We start from the raw sequence: 17,334 nt of genomic DNA on the forward strand, positions 1-17,334 counted from the left end.
CCCATGCGCTAGAACCCACGCCCGATGTCCGCTCCGACCCCATCCTCCCTCCGCCGCACGTTTGCGATCATTTCGCATCCCGACGCCGGCAAAACGACGCTGACCGAGAAGCTCCTGCTTTTCGGCGGCGCGATCCAGTTGGCGGGCGAGGTGCGAGCCAAGAAGAGCGGCGCCCAGACGCGTTCCGACTGGATGGCGATGGAGCGCGAGCGCGGCATTTCGATCGTCACATCCGTCATGACCTTCGAGCACGACGGCCTGATCTTCAATCTGCTCGACACGCCCGGCCACGAAGACTTCAGCGAGGACACCTACCGGACGCTGTCCGCGGTCGATTCCGCCGTCATGGTCATCGACGCCGCCAAGGGCATCGAGGCGCGCACGCTGAAGCTGTTCGAGGTCTGCAGGCTCCGCGACATCCCGATCATCACCTTCATCAACAAGCTCGACCGCGACGGCCGCCATCCCTTCGAACTGCTCGAGGAGATCGAGAAGCGCCTGGCGCTCGACACCGCGCCGCTGTCGTGGCCGCTGGGTTCCGGCCGCAGCTTCGCCGGCGTTTTCGACCTGGAGAAGAACGTCGTCCGCCGCCTTGACGATCTCGGCGCCGAGCCCGCGTCTGCGGGGAACCTCGATGCGGCCGCCTTCGCGAAATTCCTGCCCGAGGCGGAGGCCGAGACCGTCGCCGAGGAGATCGCGCTCGCCAAGGCTGCCTGCCGCCCCTACGACGAGACCTCGTTCCGCGAGGGCCACCTGACGCCGGTGCTGTTCGGCTCGGCGCTCCGCAACTTCGGCGTCCGCGACCTGATCGACCGCCTCGCGGCGATCGCGCCGTCGCCGCTGCCGCGCGTCGCCGAAGAGCGCACCGTGACGCCGGACGAACCGGCAATGACCGGCCTCGTCTTCAAGATCCAGGCGAACATGGATCCCAACCACCGCGACCGCATCGCCTTCGTCCGCGTCTGCTCCGGCAAGCTGACACGTGGCATGAAGGCGAAGCTGATGCGCACCGGCAAGCCGATGAGCCTCAACGCGCCGCAATTCTTCTTCGCTCGCGAGCGCACCGTTGCCGACGAAGCCTGGGCCGGCGACATCGTTGGCATCCCCAACCATGGCACGCTCCGCATCGGCGACACGCTGACCGAGGGCGAGACGCTCAACTTCCGCGGCGTGCCGAGCTTCGCGCCGGAAATTTTGCGCCGCGTCCGCGTCGCCGACGCCATGCGCGCCAAGAAACTGCGCGAGGCGCTCCGCCAGATGGCGGAGGAGGGCGTCGTGCAGGTGTTCATGCCGCTCGACGGCTCGCCGCAGATCGTCGGCGTCGTCGGCGCCCTGCAGCTCGACGTGCTGAAGGCGCGTTTGGCGCAGGAATACGACCTCGAGATCGAATTCGAGCAGCCGCGCTTCACCGTCGGCCGCTGGATCGCCGCCGACGATCCCGCCGACCGCGACGCCTTCATCGCGGCCCACCGCGGCGACATGGCCGAGGACCTCGACGGCGCGCCGGTGTTCATGGCGCCGTCGGCGTTTCTCTTGAACTACGAGATCCAGCGCGCGCCCAAGCTGACGTTCTCCGACGTCAAGGACTACCAGCGCCACACTGCGGCGGCGTGATGATGGCCTTAGCCCACTCTCCGCTTTCCCCGCGAAAGCGGCGATCCAGGTGCCGCATACGGGATCTCGCGTCTATTGTTGATACCTGGGCCCCCGCTTTCGCGGGGGAAGCGGGGAGGGGAGGCCTCGCGCGCCTCCTCCACAGGCGGCGAGCGTAACCATGCCCCCGCTTCTTCTCCTCCAGAACATCGCCCTCACCTTCGGCGGCACGCCGCTGCTGACGCAGGCCGAACTGTCGGTCAGCGAGCGCGAGCGCCTGTGCCTCGTCGGCCGCAACGGCTCGGGCAAATCGACGCTGATGAAGATCGCCGCCGGCGAGGTGAAATCCGATACCGGCACGCGCTTCCTGCAGCCCGGCACGACGCTGCGCTACCTGCCGCAGGTGCCCGACCTCACCGGCTTCGCCACGACGCTGGCGTTCGTCGAGGCCGGCATGACCGGCGACGACCCGGCGCACCGCGCGCGCTACCTGCTCGAGACGCTGGGCCTCACCGGCGACGAGGAGCCGTCGCGCCTCTCCGGCGGCGAGGCGCGCCGCGCTGCGCTGGCGCGCGTGCTGGCGCCGGAGCCCGACATCCTGCTGCTCGACGAGCCGACTAACCATCTCGACCTAGCGGCGATCGAGGGGCTGGAGACGGCGCTGAAAGATATGCGCTCCGCCATCGTGATGGTCAGCCACGACCGCCGCTTCCTCGAAAATCTGTCGAACGCCACCGTATGGCTCGACCGCGGCGAGACGCGCCGGCTCGACAAGGGCTTCGCCGATTTCGAGGCGTGGCGCGACGAGGTGCTGGCCGAGGAGGAGCTCGCCGCCCACAAGCTCGACCGCAAGATCGTCAACGAGGAACATTGGCTGCGCTACGGCGTCAGCGCGCGGCGCAAGCGCAACCAGAAGCGCCTCGGCGACCTGCATGGCCTGCGCGCCGAGCGCAAGCAGCTCCGCGCCACCCGGCCGCAGGGCGACGTGTCGCTGAACGTGCAGGATGCCAAGGTTTCCGGCAAGCTCGTCGTCGAGGCGACCGCCATCGCCAAGAGCTACGGCGACCGCGCCATCGTGCGCGATTTCTCGACCCGCATCGATCGCGGCGATCGCCTCGGCATCGTCGGGCCGAACGGCGCCGGCAAGACGACGCTGATCAATCTGCTCACCGGCATGCTGGCGCCGGATAGCGGCATCATCCGCGTCGGCACCAACCTCGAGATCGCGACCCTCGACCAGAAGCGCGAGTCGCTCGATCCGGAAACCACCGTCGCCAACGTGCTGACCGATGGCCGCGGCGACGCCGTCGTCATCGGCGGCGAGGTGCGCCACGTCATCGGCTACCTCAAGGATTTTCTTTTCCGCCCCGAGCAGGCGCGCACGCCGGTCAAGGCACTCTCGGGCGGCGAGCGCGGCCGCCTGATGCTGGCGCGCGCGTTGGCCAAGCCGTCGAACCTGATGGTGCTCGACGAGCCGACCAACGACCTCGACCTCGAGACGCTCGATCTGCTGCAGGAGATGCTCGCCGCCTATCCCGGCACGCTGATCCTGGTCAGCCACGACCGCGACTTCCTCGATCGCGTCGTGACCTCGGTGATCGCGGCGGAAGGCGACGGCACCTGGCAGGAATACGCCGGCGGCTACACCGACATGCTGGCGCAGCGCGCGCCGACGGCGGCAGCAGCGCCGGCGAAGGAAAAGACGAGGCCGGGACCGGCGGGCATCGCGATGGCGCCGACGGCGCCGCCGAGGCCGAAACGGAAGCTGAGCTTCGCCGAGCAGCACGCGCTGAAGACGCTGCCCGGCCGCATGGAGAAGCTGGCCGCCGAGATCAAGCGCCTCGAGGCGGCGCTGTCGGCGGCCGACCTCTACCGCAAGGATCCGACGACCTTCACCAAGACGACCATGGCGCTCGCCATGGCCAAGGCCGACCTCGGCAAGGCCGAGGAGGAATGGCTGCGGGTGGAGATGCTGCGGGAGGCGGTGGAGGGGACGTAGCAGACGAGGTCGGCGAACTCTGGCGGCGGGAAGGCGAGGGAACGTAGAGCGCGGCCCCTCCCCAAACGGCCTTCGGCCGTTTGACCCTCCCGCAAGGGGAGGGTTCGGCTTGTTGAAACGCCACGCTCCAACAAACTCCGCTTGAGCTCTCCCCTGTGGGAGGGCCAAAACCGCGACGCGGTTTTGGGGAGGGGTGTCTCTCCTCCTCGACGTCGTCCGCCACGATATGCACGAGCTGTCCGCCCAATTCCCATGCGCCGCGCCCACTTCTTGCGCTTGACCTCAACTCTGGAATTTGTCCAAATGGACAAATCTTGGGGACCGGCGTCATGCGCCGGATGAGGCGCGGAGTGATGGCCGATGGCCGTGGAACGCGTACCTGACATCGCCTCCGGGCGGCTTCTGGCGGAAGACTACGCCGCGAATTTCAGCGACCTCAACCCGCCGCTCGACGCCCATCAGGCCGTCGTCGAGGCCGATCGCTGCTACTTCTGTTACGACGCGCCGTGCATGAATGCGTGCCCGACGGGCATCGACATCGCGATGTTCATCCGCGAGATCCGCTACGGCAACCCGAAGAGCGCGGCCGAGACCATCCTCGAGGAAAACATCCTCGGCGGCATGTGCGCCCGCGTCTGCCCGACCGAGACATTGTGCGAGGAGGCCTGCGTCCGCGAAGCTGCCGAGGGCAAGCCGGTGCGCATCGGCGAGCTGCAGCGCTACGCCACCGACGTGATGATGAAGGAAGACGGCCGCCAGCCATTCGAGCGTGCGGCGCCCACGGGCAAGCGCGTCGCCGTCGTCGGCGCCGGCCCTGCCGGCCTGTCGTGCGCGCACCGCCTCGCCATGCACGGCCACGACGTTGTCATCTATGACGCCAGGCCCAAGGCCGGCGGCCTCAACGAGTACGGCATCGCCGCGTATAAATCGCCGAACAACTTCGCCCAGGCCGAGGTCGATTTCGTCCTGTCGATCGGCGGCATCACGGTGGAAAACGACCGCGCGCTCGGCCGCGACATCGCGCTTGGCGAACTGCGTCGTTCGTACGATGCCGTGTTCCTCGCGATCGGCCTTGGCGGCGTCAACGCCCTCAACATCGCCGACGAAAACGCCTCCGGCGTGGAGGACGCGGTCGACTACATCGCCGGGATCCGCCAGGCGACCGACCTCGCGACGCTCCCCGTCGGCCGGCGCGTCGTCGTCGTCGGCGGCGGCATGACCGCCATCGACATCGCCTCGCAATCTAAGCGCCTCGGCGCCGAGGACGTGACCATCGTCTACCGCCGCGGACCGGAGAAGATGGGCGCCAGCAGCTACGAGCGCGAATTGGCGCAGACCGACGGCGTCAGGATCAAGTTCAACGCCATGCCGAAGCGGCTGGTGACCAACGGCGGCAACGTCGTCGCCGCCGAGTTCGAATACACCGCCGAGCGTGACGGCAGGCTGGTCGGCACCGGCGAGACGTTCACGCTGGACGCCGACGTCGTCTTCAAGGCGATCGGCCAGACGCTGACGCCGGCCGGCCTGAACGGCAACGCCGAGCCGATCGAGCTGCAGGGCGGCCGTATCAAGGTCGATGCCGAGCGCCGCACGTCGGCCAACGGAGTCTGGGCGGGCGGCGATTGCGTCTTCGGCGGCGAGGATCTGACCGTGGCCGCCGTGCAGGACGGCAAAGTCGCGGCTGAATCCATCCATCGCGCACTCACCGCATGAACCCGCGCCCCCTCAGTCGGCTGCGCCGACAGCTCCCCTGTAAACGGGGGAGCACCGCCGGTTGCGCCGACGGTCCTCCCCTGCGAAGCGGGGGAGGGGGACCATGCGAAGCATGGTGGAGGGGGCGCCCACCCATTCGGCACACGCAGCCCGAGGAGGCTGACCATGGCTGACCTTCGTTCCGATTTCGTCGGCATCAAATCGCCGAACCCGTTCTGGCTGGCCTCGGCGCCGCCGACCGACAAGGAATACAACGTCGTCCGCGCCTTCAAGGCCGGGTGGGGCGGCGTCGTGTGGAAGACGCTCGGCGAGGATCCGCCGGTGGTCAACGTCTCCGGCCCGCGCTACGGCGCCATCCACTCCGGCGACCGCCGCCTGATCGGCCTCAACAACATCGAGCTGATCACCGACCGCCCGCTCGAGGTGAACCTCCGCGAGATCAAGGAAGTGAAGCGCGCCTGGCCGGATCGCGCCGTCGTCGTCTCGCTGATGGTGCCGTGCGAGGAAAAAAGCTGGAAGACGATCCTGCCGATGGTCGAGGAGACCGGCGCCGATGGCGTCGAGCTCAACTTCGGCTGCCCGCACGGCATGAGCGAGCGCGGCATGGGCTCGGCCGTCGGCCAGGTGCCGGAATACATCGAGATGGTCGTGCGCTGGTGCAAGGAAGCGACGCGCATGCCGGTGATCGTCAAGCTGACGCCCAACATCACCGACATCCGCCGCCCGGCGCGCGCTGCCAGGGCCGGCGGCGCCGATGCCGTATCGCTGATCAACACGATCAACTCCATTACCTCGGTCAACCTCGACGACTTCGCGCCGGAGCCGACCATCGACGGCAAGGGCAGCCACGGCGGCTACTGCGGCCCGGCGGTGAAGCCGATCGCGCTGTCGATGGTTTCGGAGATCGCGCGCGACGACGACACCCGCGGCATGCCAATTTCCGGCATTGGTGGAATTACCAACTGGCGCGACGCCGCCGAGTTCATGGCGCTCGGCGCCGGCAACGTGCAGATCTGCACCGCCGCGATGACCTATGGTTTCCGCATCGTTGAGGAAATGGCCTCCGGCCTGTCGCGCTATCTCGACGAGCGCCAGATGAAGCTCGGCGATCTCGTCGGCCGCGCCGTGCCGAACGTGTCGGACTGGAAGTATCTCAATCTCAACTACGTCACCAAGGCGCGCATCGATCAGGACCTGTGCATCGAGTGCGGCCGCTGCCACGTCGTCTGCGAGGACACCTCGCATCAGGCGATCACGTCGATGAAGGATGGCCGTCGTCACTTCGAAGTGATCGACAGCGAGTGCGTCGGTTGTAACCTTTGCGTGAACGTCTGCCCGGTCGAAGATTGCATCACGATGGAGCAGATCACCGTCGGTGCGGATCCTCACGGCGGCGGCCCGACGACTGGATATCGCAACTGGACGCAGCATCCGAACAACCCGTCGCGAGTCGTCGAACCGGCCGAATAGAAAATTTTAGAGGAATGCCGCCGGCGTTTTGAATGGTTAAGGCGGACGCCCGGTAACTAATCTTCCTCACGTTCTGTCAAGAAATGTGCGCCATCGTACGCCTGCGTTTCAAACCGCAGGGACCTTACGACCATGACCAAACTTATGTCTCGCTTCCTCCGTGAGGAGTCGGGTGCGACCGCCATCGAGTACGGCCTCATCGCCACGCTCATCGCCGTTGCCCTGATTGTCGGTGCCGGCCTTCTCGGCACCAGCCTCAACCAGGTGTTCAGCAACATCTCGACCAAGATCTCGGTCAGCTAAGTCTGGACGACGCTATCGGCGGGCGCGGGGTTCATCCCCGCGCCCGCCGCCGTTTCCGGACGGCCCGCGCCGGATGGCCAAGAAAGCGTTGACGTTAGCCGCCGGCTAACCACGCTTCGTCACTTTCTCGAAACTCGTGGTCCCTAGGCTACGCCGCATGAGACAGCTCGTGGCACGGTTTCTCATCAGCGACTCGGGCGCGACCTCGATCGAGTACGCGCTGATCGGCACGTTGATCAGCATTGCGATCATCGCCGGCGCTTTGGCGCTCGGCACCAGCCTCAACGTCGTCTACACGAACCTCGGTGCGAAGATGAGCGCCGCCGCCGGGTGACGCGCGTCACACCGCCGCCGCCCGCCTTCGGCGACAATCGTCCCGCAACCCAGCCCTGCGTCGGCAGCAGTCGCACCGGCTGAGCGGCCGTCTTATATGCGCGCCGCTGTGGTTCGAAGGGGCAAGCGCATGCAACTTGGCGGCATTCATCATCTGACGGCGATCTCGGCGAACGCCAAGGGCAACGTCGAATTCTACACCGGGCAGCTCGGGCTGCGTCTCGTCAAGAAGACGGTCAACCAGGACGACGTCACCGCCTATCATCTGTTCTACGCCGACGGCCTCGGCTCGCCCGGCAGCGACCTCACCTTCTTCGACTGGCCGGCCGCGCCTGAGCGTCGCGGCACCAACGCGATCGTGCGCACTGCGCTCCGCGTCGGCGGCGAGGCGAGCCTCGAATGGTGGGCGAAGCGGCTGACCGACGCCGGCATCGCCAACACCGGCACGAAGCTCCGCGACAGCCGCGCCACCATCCAGTTCGAGGACCCGGAAGGCCAGCGTCTCGCGCTGATCGACGACGGCGGCGCCGGCGACGCCCACCCGTGGGCGGCGAGTTCGGTGCCGGCAAGGCACCAGATCCGCGGCCTTGGCCCGATCACGCTGAGCGTCCCCGACCTCAAGCCGACCGACTCGATCCTGACCCGCGTCATGGGCATGACGGCGGTGCGCGAATACGGCGCCGCTGCCGATGGCAGCGGCCCGCGCGTCCATGTCTACGAGATGGGCGAGGGCGGTGCCGCGGCCGAACTCCACGTCACCGTCGAGCCGAACGCCGAGCGCGCCCGTTCCGGCCGCGGCGGCGCCCATCACGTCGCCTTCCGCACGCCCGACGAGGCCGGCTACAACGCCTGGGTCGAACGCCTGCGTTCGCTGGGCGTGCCGAATTCCGGCAAGGTCGACCGCTTCTATTTCCAGAGCCTCTATTTCCGCGAGCCGAACGGCATTCTGTTCGAGATCGCCACCGACGGCCCGGGCTTCGCCAGCGACGAGCCGCTGGCGACCTTGGGCCAGAAACTGTCGCTGCCGCCGTTCCTCGAGGGACGCCGCGCGGAGATCGAGGCTGGGCTGAAGCCGATTTAGTTCGGGTCGGGCGCCGCGCCCCCACCCGAAATCGCTGACGCGATTTCGACCTCCCCGCAAGGGGAGTAAAGCGGACTCTGCTGCGCGAGCGGAACTCCACTTGTCCCTCCCCTTTACAGGGAGGGGGACCACGCGAAGCGTGGTGGGTGGGGCACGCCTATCCCACGACCATCCCGTCGAGTATCCGCCGCACGCTCTCGACTTCATCCGGCACGATCGTGTGCGCCGCGTGCGGATAGATGCGTTCCGTAACCTCCCCGCCGAGATGCGCCATGACCGCAGCCGACTCCTGCACCCGCGCCAGCGGGATAAACGGATCGGTGTCGCTGCATCCGACGAACACCGGCGTCCCGGCAAGCGAACCGGCATAGGCCGAAACGGGAATCGCCTCGCCGATCAGCCCACCCGACAGCGCGATTACCGCGCCGTAGCGGCGCGGATTGCGCGCCGCGAATTCAAGCGCCAGGCACGCGCCCTGCGAGAAGCCGACGAGCGCCGTGCGCTCCAGCGGAATGCCGGCGAGCCCGACCTCGGCAACGAGATGCGCGACGACGCCCTTGGCCGACGACAGCCACGGTTCGTTGCCGGCGACCGGCGTCATGAACGGCCGCGGATACCACGCGTGGCCGGCGGCGTCCGGCGCGAGATACGCGAGGTCCGGCCGGTCGATGACACGCGACAGGCCGATGATATCGGCCGCATCGGCGCCGCGCCCGTGCAGCATGATCACCGCGCCCTTGGCCTCGGCGATCGGCGCGCCGGCGGTGAGCACCGGCTGGCCGCGGTGCGGATCGGTGGCGGTGTTCATCCGGCGAGTTTCTCCAAGGCCGCATATTGCAGCAGCATGATCGTCTTGGCGTCGATGATGACGCCTTGTGCCACCATCGCCAGCGCCTCGCCGAGCGGCAGCTCCAGCACCTCGATGTCCTCGCCTTCGCTCCGCTCGCCGCCGCCCGCAGAAATCCGGTCGGCCGGCGAATATTCCGCGACGAACAGCGACAGCCGCTCGCTGACACTGCCCGGCGACATGAACGCATCGTAGACGCGCCGCACCGACTTGAGGCGGAAGCCCAGTTCCTCCTCGGCCTCCTTGCGGATCGCGGTTTCCGGATCGTTCCTGTCGAGCAGCCCGGCGCACACCTCGATCAGCATGCCGCCGTCGTGCGGCGGCTTGTTCATCCAGACGGGCATGCGGAACTGGCGGACCAGCAGCACCGTCCCGCGCGCGGGGTCGATCGGCAGGATGCCGGCGCCGTCGCCGCGGTCGTAGACCTGCCGGATCTGCGTCTCGCGCCCGCCGTCGCGGCGCGTGAATTCGATCGTGTATTTGGTCAGCTTCGCCCAGTCGTCGGCGAGCACCTCGGACGAGAGGATGCGCACACGCTCGCCGCTCATTTATTGCCGACGCCCTTGAGGAACACCTGCTCCAGCGTCGCCTTGGCGAGCGCGAAATGCGCCGGCCGCTCGGCACGCGCGCCGAGGATCGAGCGAATCTGCACCTCGAAATCGGCGTAGTGCTGCGTCGTCGCCCATACCATGAAGATCAGGTGATACGGATCGACCGGCGCGAGCTTCCCCTCGGCCACCCAGCGGCGGATGATCGCGGCCTTGTCGTCGACCAGCGTCTTCAGCCGCCCGGCGAGCACGTCGCCCAGCACCGGCGCGCCCTGGATGATCTCCATGGCGAACAGCCGCGACGCCTTCGGGTTGTCGCGCGCCATCTCCAGCTTGCGGTCGATGTAGTCGGAAATCTCGGTCGCCGGATCGCCGTCCGCGACCAGTTCCTCGAGCGGCTGCAGCCACATCTCGTGCGTCCGGTTGAGGACGGCGAGGTAGATGTCGCGCTTGCGGCGGAAGTAATAGAGCAGGTTCGGCTTGGTCATGCCGGCCCGCTCGGCGACCTGATCGACCGTCGCGCCGCGGAATCCGTGTGTGGAAAACACGTCGAGGGCCGCATCGAGGATGCGTTCCTCGTTGGCCGCCTGGATACGCGTGCGCTTGCGCGTCTTGGCGGCGCGGGCGCCTTCCGCGTGGCCTGCCTGCGTCACGTCGGCGCCTCCGCTACGCTGCCAATCGAGGGCGAAGCCCCTTGAGGCCAATATGGAAACTGTCTAACGTTCTCTTGACCAAATGGTCAGGAAATCTCGCTGTTTCTCCTAGAGGAAAAGGCTTCCCCCTGCAATCGGGCGCGTGGGGTGTTAGCTCCCGGATGATGCGGCGCAGTGGAGGCAGGCGATGAACGAGCAGCCGCGCGTAAAGACGAACAATCTCGAAGCCTATTGGATGCCGTTCACGGCGAACCGGCAGTTCAAGAGCGCGCCGCGCATCATGGTCGCGGCCGACGGCATGTACTATCGCACGGCGGATGGGCGAAAGGTGCTCGATGGCACCGCCGGCCTCTGGTGCTGCAACGCCGGCCACGCCCGGCCGAAGATCGTCGAGGCGATCGCCAGGCAGGTGAAGGAGCTCGACTACGCGCCCGCCTTCCAGATGGCGCACCCGAAAATCTTCGAGCTCGCATCGCGCCTCGTCACCTACATGCCGGACGGCATCGACCACGTCTTCTTCACCAACTCCGGTTCCGAGTCGGTCGAGACGGCGCTGAAGATCGCGCTCGCCTACCAGCGCGCCATCGGGCAGGGGACGCGCAATCGCTTCATCGGCCGCGAGCGCGGCTACCACGGCGTCAACTTCGGCGGCATGTCGGTCGGCGGCATCGGCACCAACCGCAAGCAGTTCGGCCAGCTCCTGCCGGGCGTCGCGCACATTCGCCACACGCACGATCCGGCGCGCAACGCCTTCACCAAGGGCCAGCCGGTGCACGGCATCGAGTTTGCCGACGATCTCGAGCGCACGCTCATCGTCAACGATGCCTCGACCGTCGCGGCCGTCATCGTCGAGCCGGTCGCCGGTTCCGCCGGCGTACTGGTGCCGCCCAAGGGCTACCTCGAGAAGCTGCGCGCCATCTGCGACAAGCACGGCATCCTGCTGATTTTCGACGAGGTCATCACCGGCTTCGGTCGCCTCGGCACGCCGTTCGCCGTCGACTACTTCGGCGTCGTCCCCGACATGGTGGTCACCGCCAAGGGCCTCACCAACGGCGTCGTCCCGATGGGCGCCGTGTTCGTGCAGAAGAAAATCTACGACGCGCTGATGGATGCGCCCGACAACACGATCGAGCTGTTCCACGGCTACACCTATTCCGGTAATGCGGTGGCCTCCGCCGCAGCGCTCGGCACCCTCGACACCTACGAGGAGGAAGGGCTGCTCACCCGTGGCGCCGAACTCGCGCCGTACTGGGAAGAGGCGCTGCATTCGCTGAAGGGCCTGCCGCACGTCATCGACATCCGCAACCTCGGCCTGATCGGCGCGATCGAGCTCGATCCGGTAGCCGGCAAGCCGACGCAGCGCGCGTTCTCGACGTACTTGCAGGCGTTCGAGAAGGGCGTGCTGATCCGCACCACCGGCGACATCATCGCGCTGTCGCCGCCACTCATCATCCAGAAGTCCGAGATCGACGTGATCTTCGACACGCTGCGCGGCATCCTCAAGTCGCTCGCCTAACCGGAGTATTGTTTTGCTAACGATTGCCAACGCCATCGGCGGCACGCTGTCGCATTCGTCCTCCCAGCGCAGCCAGCCAGTCTATAATCCCGCCACCGGCGAGCAGTCGGCGATCCTGAAACTGTCGACCGCCGCCGAGCTCGATGCCGCCGTCGCGGCGGCAAAGCTGGCGCTGCCCGCGTGGGCGGACATGCCACCGATGCGGCGCGCCAAGTTCATGTTCCGCTTCAAGCAACTGCTCGACGCGAACACCGACAAGATCGCCGAGGCGATCTCCGCCGAGCACGGCAAGACCCACGCCGACGCCGTCGGCGAGGTCCAGCGCGGCATCGAGGTCGTCGATTTCTGCTGCGGCATCCCGCATCTGCTGAAGGGCGAATTCTCCCGCCACGTCGGCCCTGCGATCGACACGCATTCCGACCGCCAGCCGCTCGGCGTCTGCGCCGGCATCACGCCGTTCAACTTCCCGGCGATGGTCCCGATGTGGATGTATCCGGTCGCGATCGCCTGCGGTAACACCTTCATCCTGAAGCCGTCGGAGCGCGATCCCGGCGCCTCGATGGTGGTGTTCGACCTGTTCAAGCAGGCCGGCTTCCCGGACGGCGTCCTCAACATCGTGCATGGCGACAAGGAAGTCGTCGACGCGATCCTGACCCATCCCGACATCAAGGCCGTCAGCTTCGTCGGCTCGACGCCGATCGCCGAGTACGTGTACCGGACGGGCACGGCCCACGGTAAGCGCGTCCAGGCTCTGGGCGGCGCCAAGAACCACATGGTCGTCATGCCCGACGCCGACATCGACAAGGCCGCCGACGCGCTGATGGGCGCCGGCTACGGCTCGGCCGGCGAGCGCTGCATGGCGATCTCGGTTGCGGTCCCGGTCGGGGAGGAAACCGCCAACAAGCTGATCGAGACGCTCGCTCCGCGTGTGCGTGCTCTCAAGGTTGGCCCGGCTACCGACAAGGAAGCGGAGATGGGCCCGCTGGTTACGAAGGAGCACATGGCGAAGGTGCTCGGCTACATCGACACCGGCGTGAAGGAAGGCGCCGAGCTGGTCGTCGACGGCCGCGGCTTCAAGCTGCAGGGCTACGAGAACGGCTACTTCGTCGGTGGCACGCTTTTTGATCGCGTGACTCCCGAAATGCGCATCTATAAGGAAGAAATCTTCGGCCCCGTCCTCTCCGTGCTCCGCGCCACGAGCTACGAGCAGGCAGTGAAGCTGATCAATGCCCACGAATACGGCAACGGCACCGCGATCTTCACCCGCGACGGCGACGCCGCCCGCTCGTTTGCCGACAAGATCGAAGTCGGCATGGTCGGCATCAACGTCCCGATCCCGGTGCCGGTCGCCTACCATTCCTTCGGCGGCTGGAAGCGGAGTTCGTTCGGCGACCACGCCATCTACGGGCCGGAAGGCGTCCACTTCTATACGCGCCTGAAAACGGTCACCTCGCGCTGGCCGGAAGGCATCAAATCGGGCGCGGTGTTCACGTTCCCGACGATGAATTGAGGAGTTCACTACGAGTGCGGTCCGCGTCCCTCTTGTTGTCATTCCCGCGAAGGCGGGAATCCAGTAGTCGCCGGCAGGGCGGCCATCGCACCGGCGGCGCGTACTGGGTCCCCGCCTGCGCGGGGACGACAATTGGTGCGATGGCGGGGGAGCGAGGCTGATATGGCCGCTCCCGGCGAAAACCTGCGCATCAATCCCGACCGTCTGTGGGACTCGATCCACGCGCTGGCCGAGATCGGTCCGGGGATCGCCGGCGGCTCCAATCGCCAGACGCTCACCGACGACGACGCCAAGGGGCGGTCGCTGTTCAAGAAGTGGTGCGAGGACGCGGGGCTCAAGATGGGCCTCGACCAGATGGGCACCATGTTCGCCCGCCGCGAGGGCACCGAGCCGAACCTCGATCCGGTCTATGTCGGCAGCCATCTCGACACCCAGCCAACCGGCGGCCGCTACGACGGCGTACTCGGCGTGCTGTCGGGGCTCGAACTGATCCGCACGCTCAACGACCTCGGCATCAGGACGCGGCGCCCGATCGTCGTCGTCAACTGGACCAACGAGGAGGGCGCCCGCTTCGCGCCTGCGATGCTGGCGTCGGGAGTCTTCGCCGGCATCCATACGCTCGACTACGCCTACGGCCGCAAGGACCCCGAGGGAAAGACTTTCGGCGACGAGCTGAAGCGCATCGGCTGGGTCGGTGACGAGAAGGTCGGCGCGCGCAAGATGCACGCCTACTTCGAATATCACATCGAGCAGGGCCCGATCCTCGAAGCCGAGAAGAAGCAGATCGGCGTCGTCACCCACGGGCAGGGCCTGTGGTGGCTGGAGTTCACGCTGACCGGCAAGGAAGCCCACACCGGCTCGACGCCGATGGCCATGCGCGTCAACGCCGGCCTCGCCATGGCGCGCATCCTCGAGATGGTTCAGGGCGTCGCGATGAGCGAGCAGCCGGGCGCCGTCGGCGGCGTCGGCCAGATGCGCTTCTCGCCCAATTCGCGCAACGTCCTGCCGGGCACGGTCGTCTTCACCGTCGACATCCGCTCGCCCGAGCAGGCCAAGCTCGACCGCATGCGCGCGAAAATCGAGGCCGAGGCGCCGAAGATCTGCGCGGCGCTCGGCGTCAAATGCGCCGTCGAGCCGGTCGGCCATTTCGATCCGGTGACCTTCGACCCGACGCTGGTATCGCGCGTCCGTTCGGCGGCCGAGAAGCTCGGCTACAGCCACATGAACATCATCTCGGGCGCCGGCCACGACGCCTGCTGGACCAACCGCGTCGCCCCCTCGACGATGATCATGTGCCCCTGCGTCGATGGCCTCAGCCACAACGAGGCGGAAAACATCTCGAAGGAATGGGCGGCGGCAGGCGCCGATGTCTTGTTCCATGCCGTGGTGGAAACCGCGGAGATCGTGCCGTGAGCGGAACCGCCGACCTCGAGCGCGGCGTCCCCTCTCCCCGCGGGGGAGAGGGTGGCGCGAAGCGCCGGGTGAGGGCAGTCGGCCCACCCAATGCCATCCCGCGGGCGCGCCAATTGCGCGAAGCGATGACCGATGCCGAGCGGCGCTTCTGGAACCTGGTGCGAAACCGGAACTTCGAGGGGCTGAAGTTCGTGCGGCAATATCCGATTGGCCCGTTCATCGCCGATTTTGCGTGCCGCGATCAGATGCTCGTCGTCGAGATCGACGGAAGTCAGCACGCGCATTCGACGAATGACAACGCCCGAACGGCTTTTATCAATGCCGAGGGATATTCCGTTCTTCGTTTCTGGAATGACGAAGTCCTCGCCGATCTGACGGGGGTTGATGGTCTGCTGCGCGCGGTTATCGCGGGCCAAAGCCCCTCACCCGGCTGGCGATTCTCGCCAGCCACCCTCTCCCCTGCGGGGAGAGGGGACGCGACTGGGAGCATCACAGCATGACCACCGTCATCAAGAACGGCACCATCGTCACTGCCGACCTGACCTACCCCGCCGACATCCTGATCGACGGCGGCGTCATCAAGCAGATCGGCAAGAACCTGAAGGGCGACAAGACGCTCGACGCCACCGGTTGCTACGTCATGCCGGGCGGCATCGATCCGCACACCCATCTCGAGATGCCCTTCATGGGCACGTACTCGACCGACGATTTCGAATCCGGCACGCGCGCGGCGCTGTCCGGCGGCACGACCATGGTCGTCGATTTCTGCCTGCCGTCGCCGAACCAGTCGCTGCTCGATGCGCTCAAGATGTGGAGCAACAAGACCTCCAAGGCGTCGTGCGACTACTCGTTCCACATGGCGATCACCTGGTGGGACAAGCAGGTGTGGGAGGAGATGGCGACGGTCGTCGATCGCGGCATCACGTCGTTCAAGCATTTCATGGCCTACAAGGGCTCGCTGATGGTCAACGACGACGAGATGTTCGCCTCGTTCCAGCGCTGCGCCGAGTTGGGCGCCCTGCCGCTGGTCCACGCGGAGAACGGCGACGTCGTCGCCGCGATGACGGACAAGCTGCTCGCCGCCGGCAACAACGGCCCCGAGGCGCACGCCTATTCGCGCCCCGCCGAGGTCGAGGGCGAGGCGACCAACCGCGCCATCATGATCGCCGACATGGCCGGCGTCCCGCTCTACGTCGTGCACACCTCGTGCGAGCAGGCGCACGAAGCCATCCGCCGCGCCCGCCAGAAGGGCATGCGCGTCTATGGCGAGCCGCTGATCCAGCATCTGCTGCTGGATGAATCCGAATACATGAACAAGGACTGGGATTACGCCGCGCGCCGCGTGATGAGCCCGCCCTTCCGCAGCAAGCAGCACCAGGATTCGCTGTGGGCCGGGTTGCAGGCCGGCTCGCTGCAGGTCGTGGCGACCGACCACTGCGCCTTCACCACCAAGCAGAAGCGTGCCGGCCTCGGCAACTTCGCCAAGATCCCGAACGGCACGGGCGGCCTCGAGGATCGCCTGCCGCTGCTCTGGACCTACGGCGTCGGCACCGGCCGCCTGACGCCCAACGAATTCGTCGCGGTCACCTCGACCAACATCGCCAAGATTCTGAATCTATATCCGAAGAAGGGTGCGATCCTGGAAGGCGCCGACGCCGATCTTATCGTCTGGGATCCGAACCGCGAGAAGACGATCTCCGCCGGCAAGCAGCAGTCGATCATCGATTACAACGTCTTCGAAGGCTTCAAGGTGAAGGGCCTGCCGCGCTACGTGCTGACGCGCGGCGAGGTCGCCATCGCCGAGGACAAGGTCGACGCCCACCAGGGCCACGGCCAGTTCGTGGCGCGCGAGGCGAAGAACCCGGTCAACCGCGCGCTGTCGACGTGGAAGGAAATTACGGCGCCGCGCAAGGTCGAGCGCGCCGGCATTCCGGCAGGCGTGTGATGTTGCGCCGCCTCACACTTCTCGCGCTGCTCGCCGTCGCCGGCGCGGATGTGGCAGTCGCAGCCGAGGCGCTGCAGCCGGGCAGCGTCTACGGCACCGACGAGGGCTGCGCCGCAGTTGCCGCGGGCGAATACCCGGCGACGGACGATTGGACGGTCGTCACGCGCAAGTCTCTGCATCAGCACGAATCGGTTTGCGAGTTCGTGCAGACGCTGCCCGGCCGCGACGGATCGTTGTTCGTTAATGCCATCTGCTCGGGCGAGGGCGATACATGGCCCGCGACGTTTGCCATACTCGCCGGCGAAGACGACGGCGCGTTGCGCATAGCCGACAGCAACAACAATCCCTGGGACGTTCACGCCTGCGACGGTCAGACTGACGCCGCCGCCGACAAATTGTTCGGGGAGTAG

General features: G+C 66.9%; 16 protein-coding genes. 13 read left to right on the plus strand and 3 right to left on the minus strand.

The genetic code is table 11. The features are described from left to right. Positions 1 to 24: 24 nt before the first annotated feature. The 7 genes from WDM94_04670 (at position 25) to WDM94_04700 (ending at position 8,492) form a co-directional block, all read left to right on the plus strand. Complete coding sequence (locus WDM94_04670; protein ID MEJ0011920.1) at positions 25 to 1,614, plus strand: peptide chain release factor 3; 1,590 nt, start codon at positions 25 to 27, stop codon at positions 1,612 to 1,614. A 160-nt stretch (positions 1,615 to 1,774) separates the two neighbouring features. Beyond that, positions 1,775 to 3,592: an ATP-binding cassette domain-containing protein gene (locus WDM94_04675; GenBank protein MEJ0011921.1), complete on the plus strand. Its 1,818-nt coding sequence runs from the start codon at positions 1,775 to 1,777 to the stop codon at positions 3,590 to 3,592. A 360-nt stretch (positions 3,593 to 3,952) separates the two neighbouring features. Further along, entirely contained in the window at positions 3,953 to 5,305 is a 1,353-nt protein-coding gene (locus tag WDM94_04680) for an NAD(P)-dependent oxidoreductase (GenBank protein ID MEJ0011922.1), read from the plus strand. Positions 5,306 to 5,470: 165 nt separating this feature from the next. Then, positions 5,471 to 6,775: an NAD-dependent dihydropyrimidine dehydrogenase subunit PreA gene (gene preA / locus WDM94_04685; protein MEJ0011923.1), complete on the plus strand. Its 1,305-nt coding sequence runs from the start codon at positions 5,471 to 5,473 to the stop codon at positions 6,773 to 6,775. Positions 6,776 to 6,907: 132 nt separating this feature from the next. Beyond that, positions 6,908 to 7,078, plus strand: a complete 171-nt coding sequence (locus tag WDM94_04690) for a Flp family type IVb pilin (GenBank protein ID MEJ0011924.1) — start codon at positions 6,908 to 6,910, stop codon at positions 7,076 to 7,078. A gap of 157 nt (positions 7,079 to 7,235) precedes the next feature. After that, positions 7,236 to 7,412, plus strand: coding sequence for a Flp family type IVb pilin (locus WDM94_04695; GenBank protein ID MEJ0011925.1), 177 nt, complete (start codon positions 7,236 to 7,238; stop codon positions 7,410 to 7,412). Between the two features lie 129 nt (positions 7,413 to 7,541). Continuing rightward, positions 7,542 to 8,492: a ring-cleaving dioxygenase gene (locus WDM94_04700; protein ID MEJ0011926.1), complete on the plus strand. Its 951-nt coding sequence runs from the start codon at positions 7,542 to 7,544 to the stop codon at positions 8,490 to 8,492. A 157-nt stretch (positions 8,493 to 8,649) separates the two neighbouring features. Here WDM94_04700 and WDM94_04705 read toward each other — a convergent pair whose 3' ends face one another. Genes WDM94_04705 through rutR form a run of 3 tightly spaced genes read right to left on the minus strand, consistent with a single transcriptional unit; the run spans position 8,650 to position 10,540 of the window. Further along, positions 8,650 to 9,300, minus strand: a complete 651-nt coding sequence (locus WDM94_04705; protein ID MEJ0011927.1) for an alpha/beta fold hydrolase — start codon at positions 9,298 to 9,300, stop codon at positions 8,650 to 8,652. Then, positions 9,297 to 9,887, minus strand: a complete 591-nt coding sequence (locus WDM94_04710; GenBank protein ID MEJ0011928.1) for an NUDIX domain-containing protein — start codon at positions 9,885 to 9,887, stop codon at positions 9,297 to 9,299. The genes WDM94_04705 and WDM94_04710 overlap by 4 nt, the downstream gene beginning before the upstream one ends. Further along, positions 9,884 to 10,540: an HTH-type transcriptional regulator RutR gene (gene rutR, locus WDM94_04715; protein ID MEJ0011929.1), complete on the minus strand. Its 657-nt coding sequence runs from the start codon at positions 10,538 to 10,540 to the stop codon at positions 9,884 to 9,886. Before rutR ends, WDM94_04710 begins: the two co-directional genes overlap by 4 nt. 187 nt (positions 10,541 to 10,727) lie before the next feature. Here rutR and WDM94_04720 point away from each other — a divergent pair, with 187 nt between their 5' ends. The 6 genes from WDM94_04720 to WDM94_04745 all read left to right on the plus strand — a co-directional run bounded on the left by WDM94_04720 (position 10,728) and on the right by WDM94_04745 (position 17,334). Then, positions 10,728 to 12,056, plus strand: a complete 1,329-nt coding sequence (locus WDM94_04720; protein ID MEJ0011930.1) for an aspartate aminotransferase family protein — start codon at positions 10,728 to 10,730, stop codon at positions 12,054 to 12,056. 13 nt (positions 12,057 to 12,069) lie between these two features. Further along, entirely contained in the window at positions 12,070 to 13,566 is a 1,497-nt protein-coding gene (locus WDM94_04725; protein MEJ0011931.1) for a CoA-acylating methylmalonate-semialdehyde dehydrogenase, read from the plus strand. A 162-nt stretch (positions 13,567 to 13,728) separates the two neighbouring features. Next, positions 13,729 to 14,979 (plus strand): Zn-dependent hydrolase, encoded by a 1,251-nt coding sequence (locus WDM94_04730; GenBank protein ID MEJ0011932.1) that lies wholly within the window; start codon positions 13,729 to 13,731, stop codon positions 14,977 to 14,979. Continuing rightward, the gene (locus tag WDM94_04735; protein ID MEJ0011933.1) at positions 14,976 to 15,479 is read left to right on the plus strand and encodes an endonuclease domain-containing protein; all 504 of its coding nucleotides are present in this window, start codon (positions 14,976 to 14,978) and stop codon (positions 15,477 to 15,479) included. Before WDM94_04730 ends, WDM94_04735 begins: the two co-directional genes overlap by 4 nt. Beyond that, positions 15,476 to 16,924, plus strand: coding sequence for a dihydropyrimidinase (hydA, locus tag WDM94_04740; GenBank protein MEJ0011934.1), 1,449 nt, complete (start codon positions 15,476 to 15,478; stop codon positions 16,922 to 16,924). The genes WDM94_04735 and hydA overlap by 4 nt, the downstream gene beginning before the upstream one ends. Then, positions 16,924 to 17,334 carry a hypothetical protein gene (locus WDM94_04745; protein ID MEJ0011935.1) on the plus strand — a complete coding sequence of 137 codons (411 nt, stop codon included), beginning with the start codon at positions 16,924 to 16,926 and terminating at the stop codon, positions 17,332 to 17,334. The genes hydA and WDM94_04745 overlap by 1 nt, the downstream gene beginning before the upstream one ends.

Source organism: Bauldia sp., assembly GCA_037200845.1.
Lineage (GTDB): Bacteria > Pseudomonadota > Alphaproteobacteria > Rhizobiales > Kaistiaceae > DASZQY01.

Excerpts from the sequence above, each read along its gene's own strand:
- WDM94_04670 (MEJ0011920.1), top strand. The coding sequence starts at position 25 with ATGTCCGCTCCGACCCCATCCTCCCTCCGCCGCACGTTTGCGATCATT.
- WDM94_04675 (MEJ0011921.1), top strand. The coding sequence starts at position 1,775 with ATGCCCCCGCTTCTTCTCCTCCAGAACATCGCCCTCACCTTCGGCGGC.
- WDM94_04680 (MEJ0011922.1), top strand. The coding sequence starts at position 3,953 with ATGGCCGTGGAACGCGTACCTGACATCGCCTCCGGGCGGCTTCTGGCG.
- preA (MEJ0011923.1), top strand. The coding sequence starts at position 5,471 with ATGGCTGACCTTCGTTCCGATTTCGTCGGCATCAAATCGCCGAACCCG.
- WDM94_04690 (MEJ0011924.1), top strand. The coding sequence starts at position 6,908 with ATGACCAAACTTATGTCTCGCTTCCTCCGTGAGGAGTCGGGTGCGACC.
- WDM94_04695 (MEJ0011925.1), top strand. The coding sequence starts at position 7,236 with ATGAGACAGCTCGTGGCACGGTTTCTCATCAGCGACTCGGGCGCGACC.
- WDM94_04700 (MEJ0011926.1), top strand. The coding sequence starts at position 7,542 with ATGCAACTTGGCGGCATTCATCATCTGACGGCGATCTCGGCGAACGCC.
- WDM94_04705 (MEJ0011927.1), bottom strand. The coding sequence starts at position 9,300 with ATGAACACCGCCACCGATCCGCACCGCGGCCAGCCGGTGCTCACCGCC.
- WDM94_04710 (MEJ0011928.1), bottom strand. The coding sequence starts at position 9,887 with ATGAGCGGCGAGCGTGTGCGCATCCTCTCGTCCGAGGTGCTCGCCGAC.
- WDM94_04720 (MEJ0011930.1), top strand. The coding sequence starts at position 10,728 with ATGAACGAGCAGCCGCGCGTAAAGACGAACAATCTCGAAGCCTATTGG.
- WDM94_04730 (MEJ0011932.1), top strand. The coding sequence starts at position 13,729 with ATGGCCGCTCCCGGCGAAAACCTGCGCATCAATCCCGACCGTCTGTGG.
- hydA (MEJ0011934.1), top strand. The coding sequence starts at position 15,476 with ATGACCACCGTCATCAAGAACGGCACCATCGTCACTGCCGACCTGACC.
- WDM94_04745 (MEJ0011935.1), top strand. The coding sequence starts at position 16,924 with ATGTTGCGCCGCCTCACACTTCTCGCGCTGCTCGCCGTCGCCGGCGCG.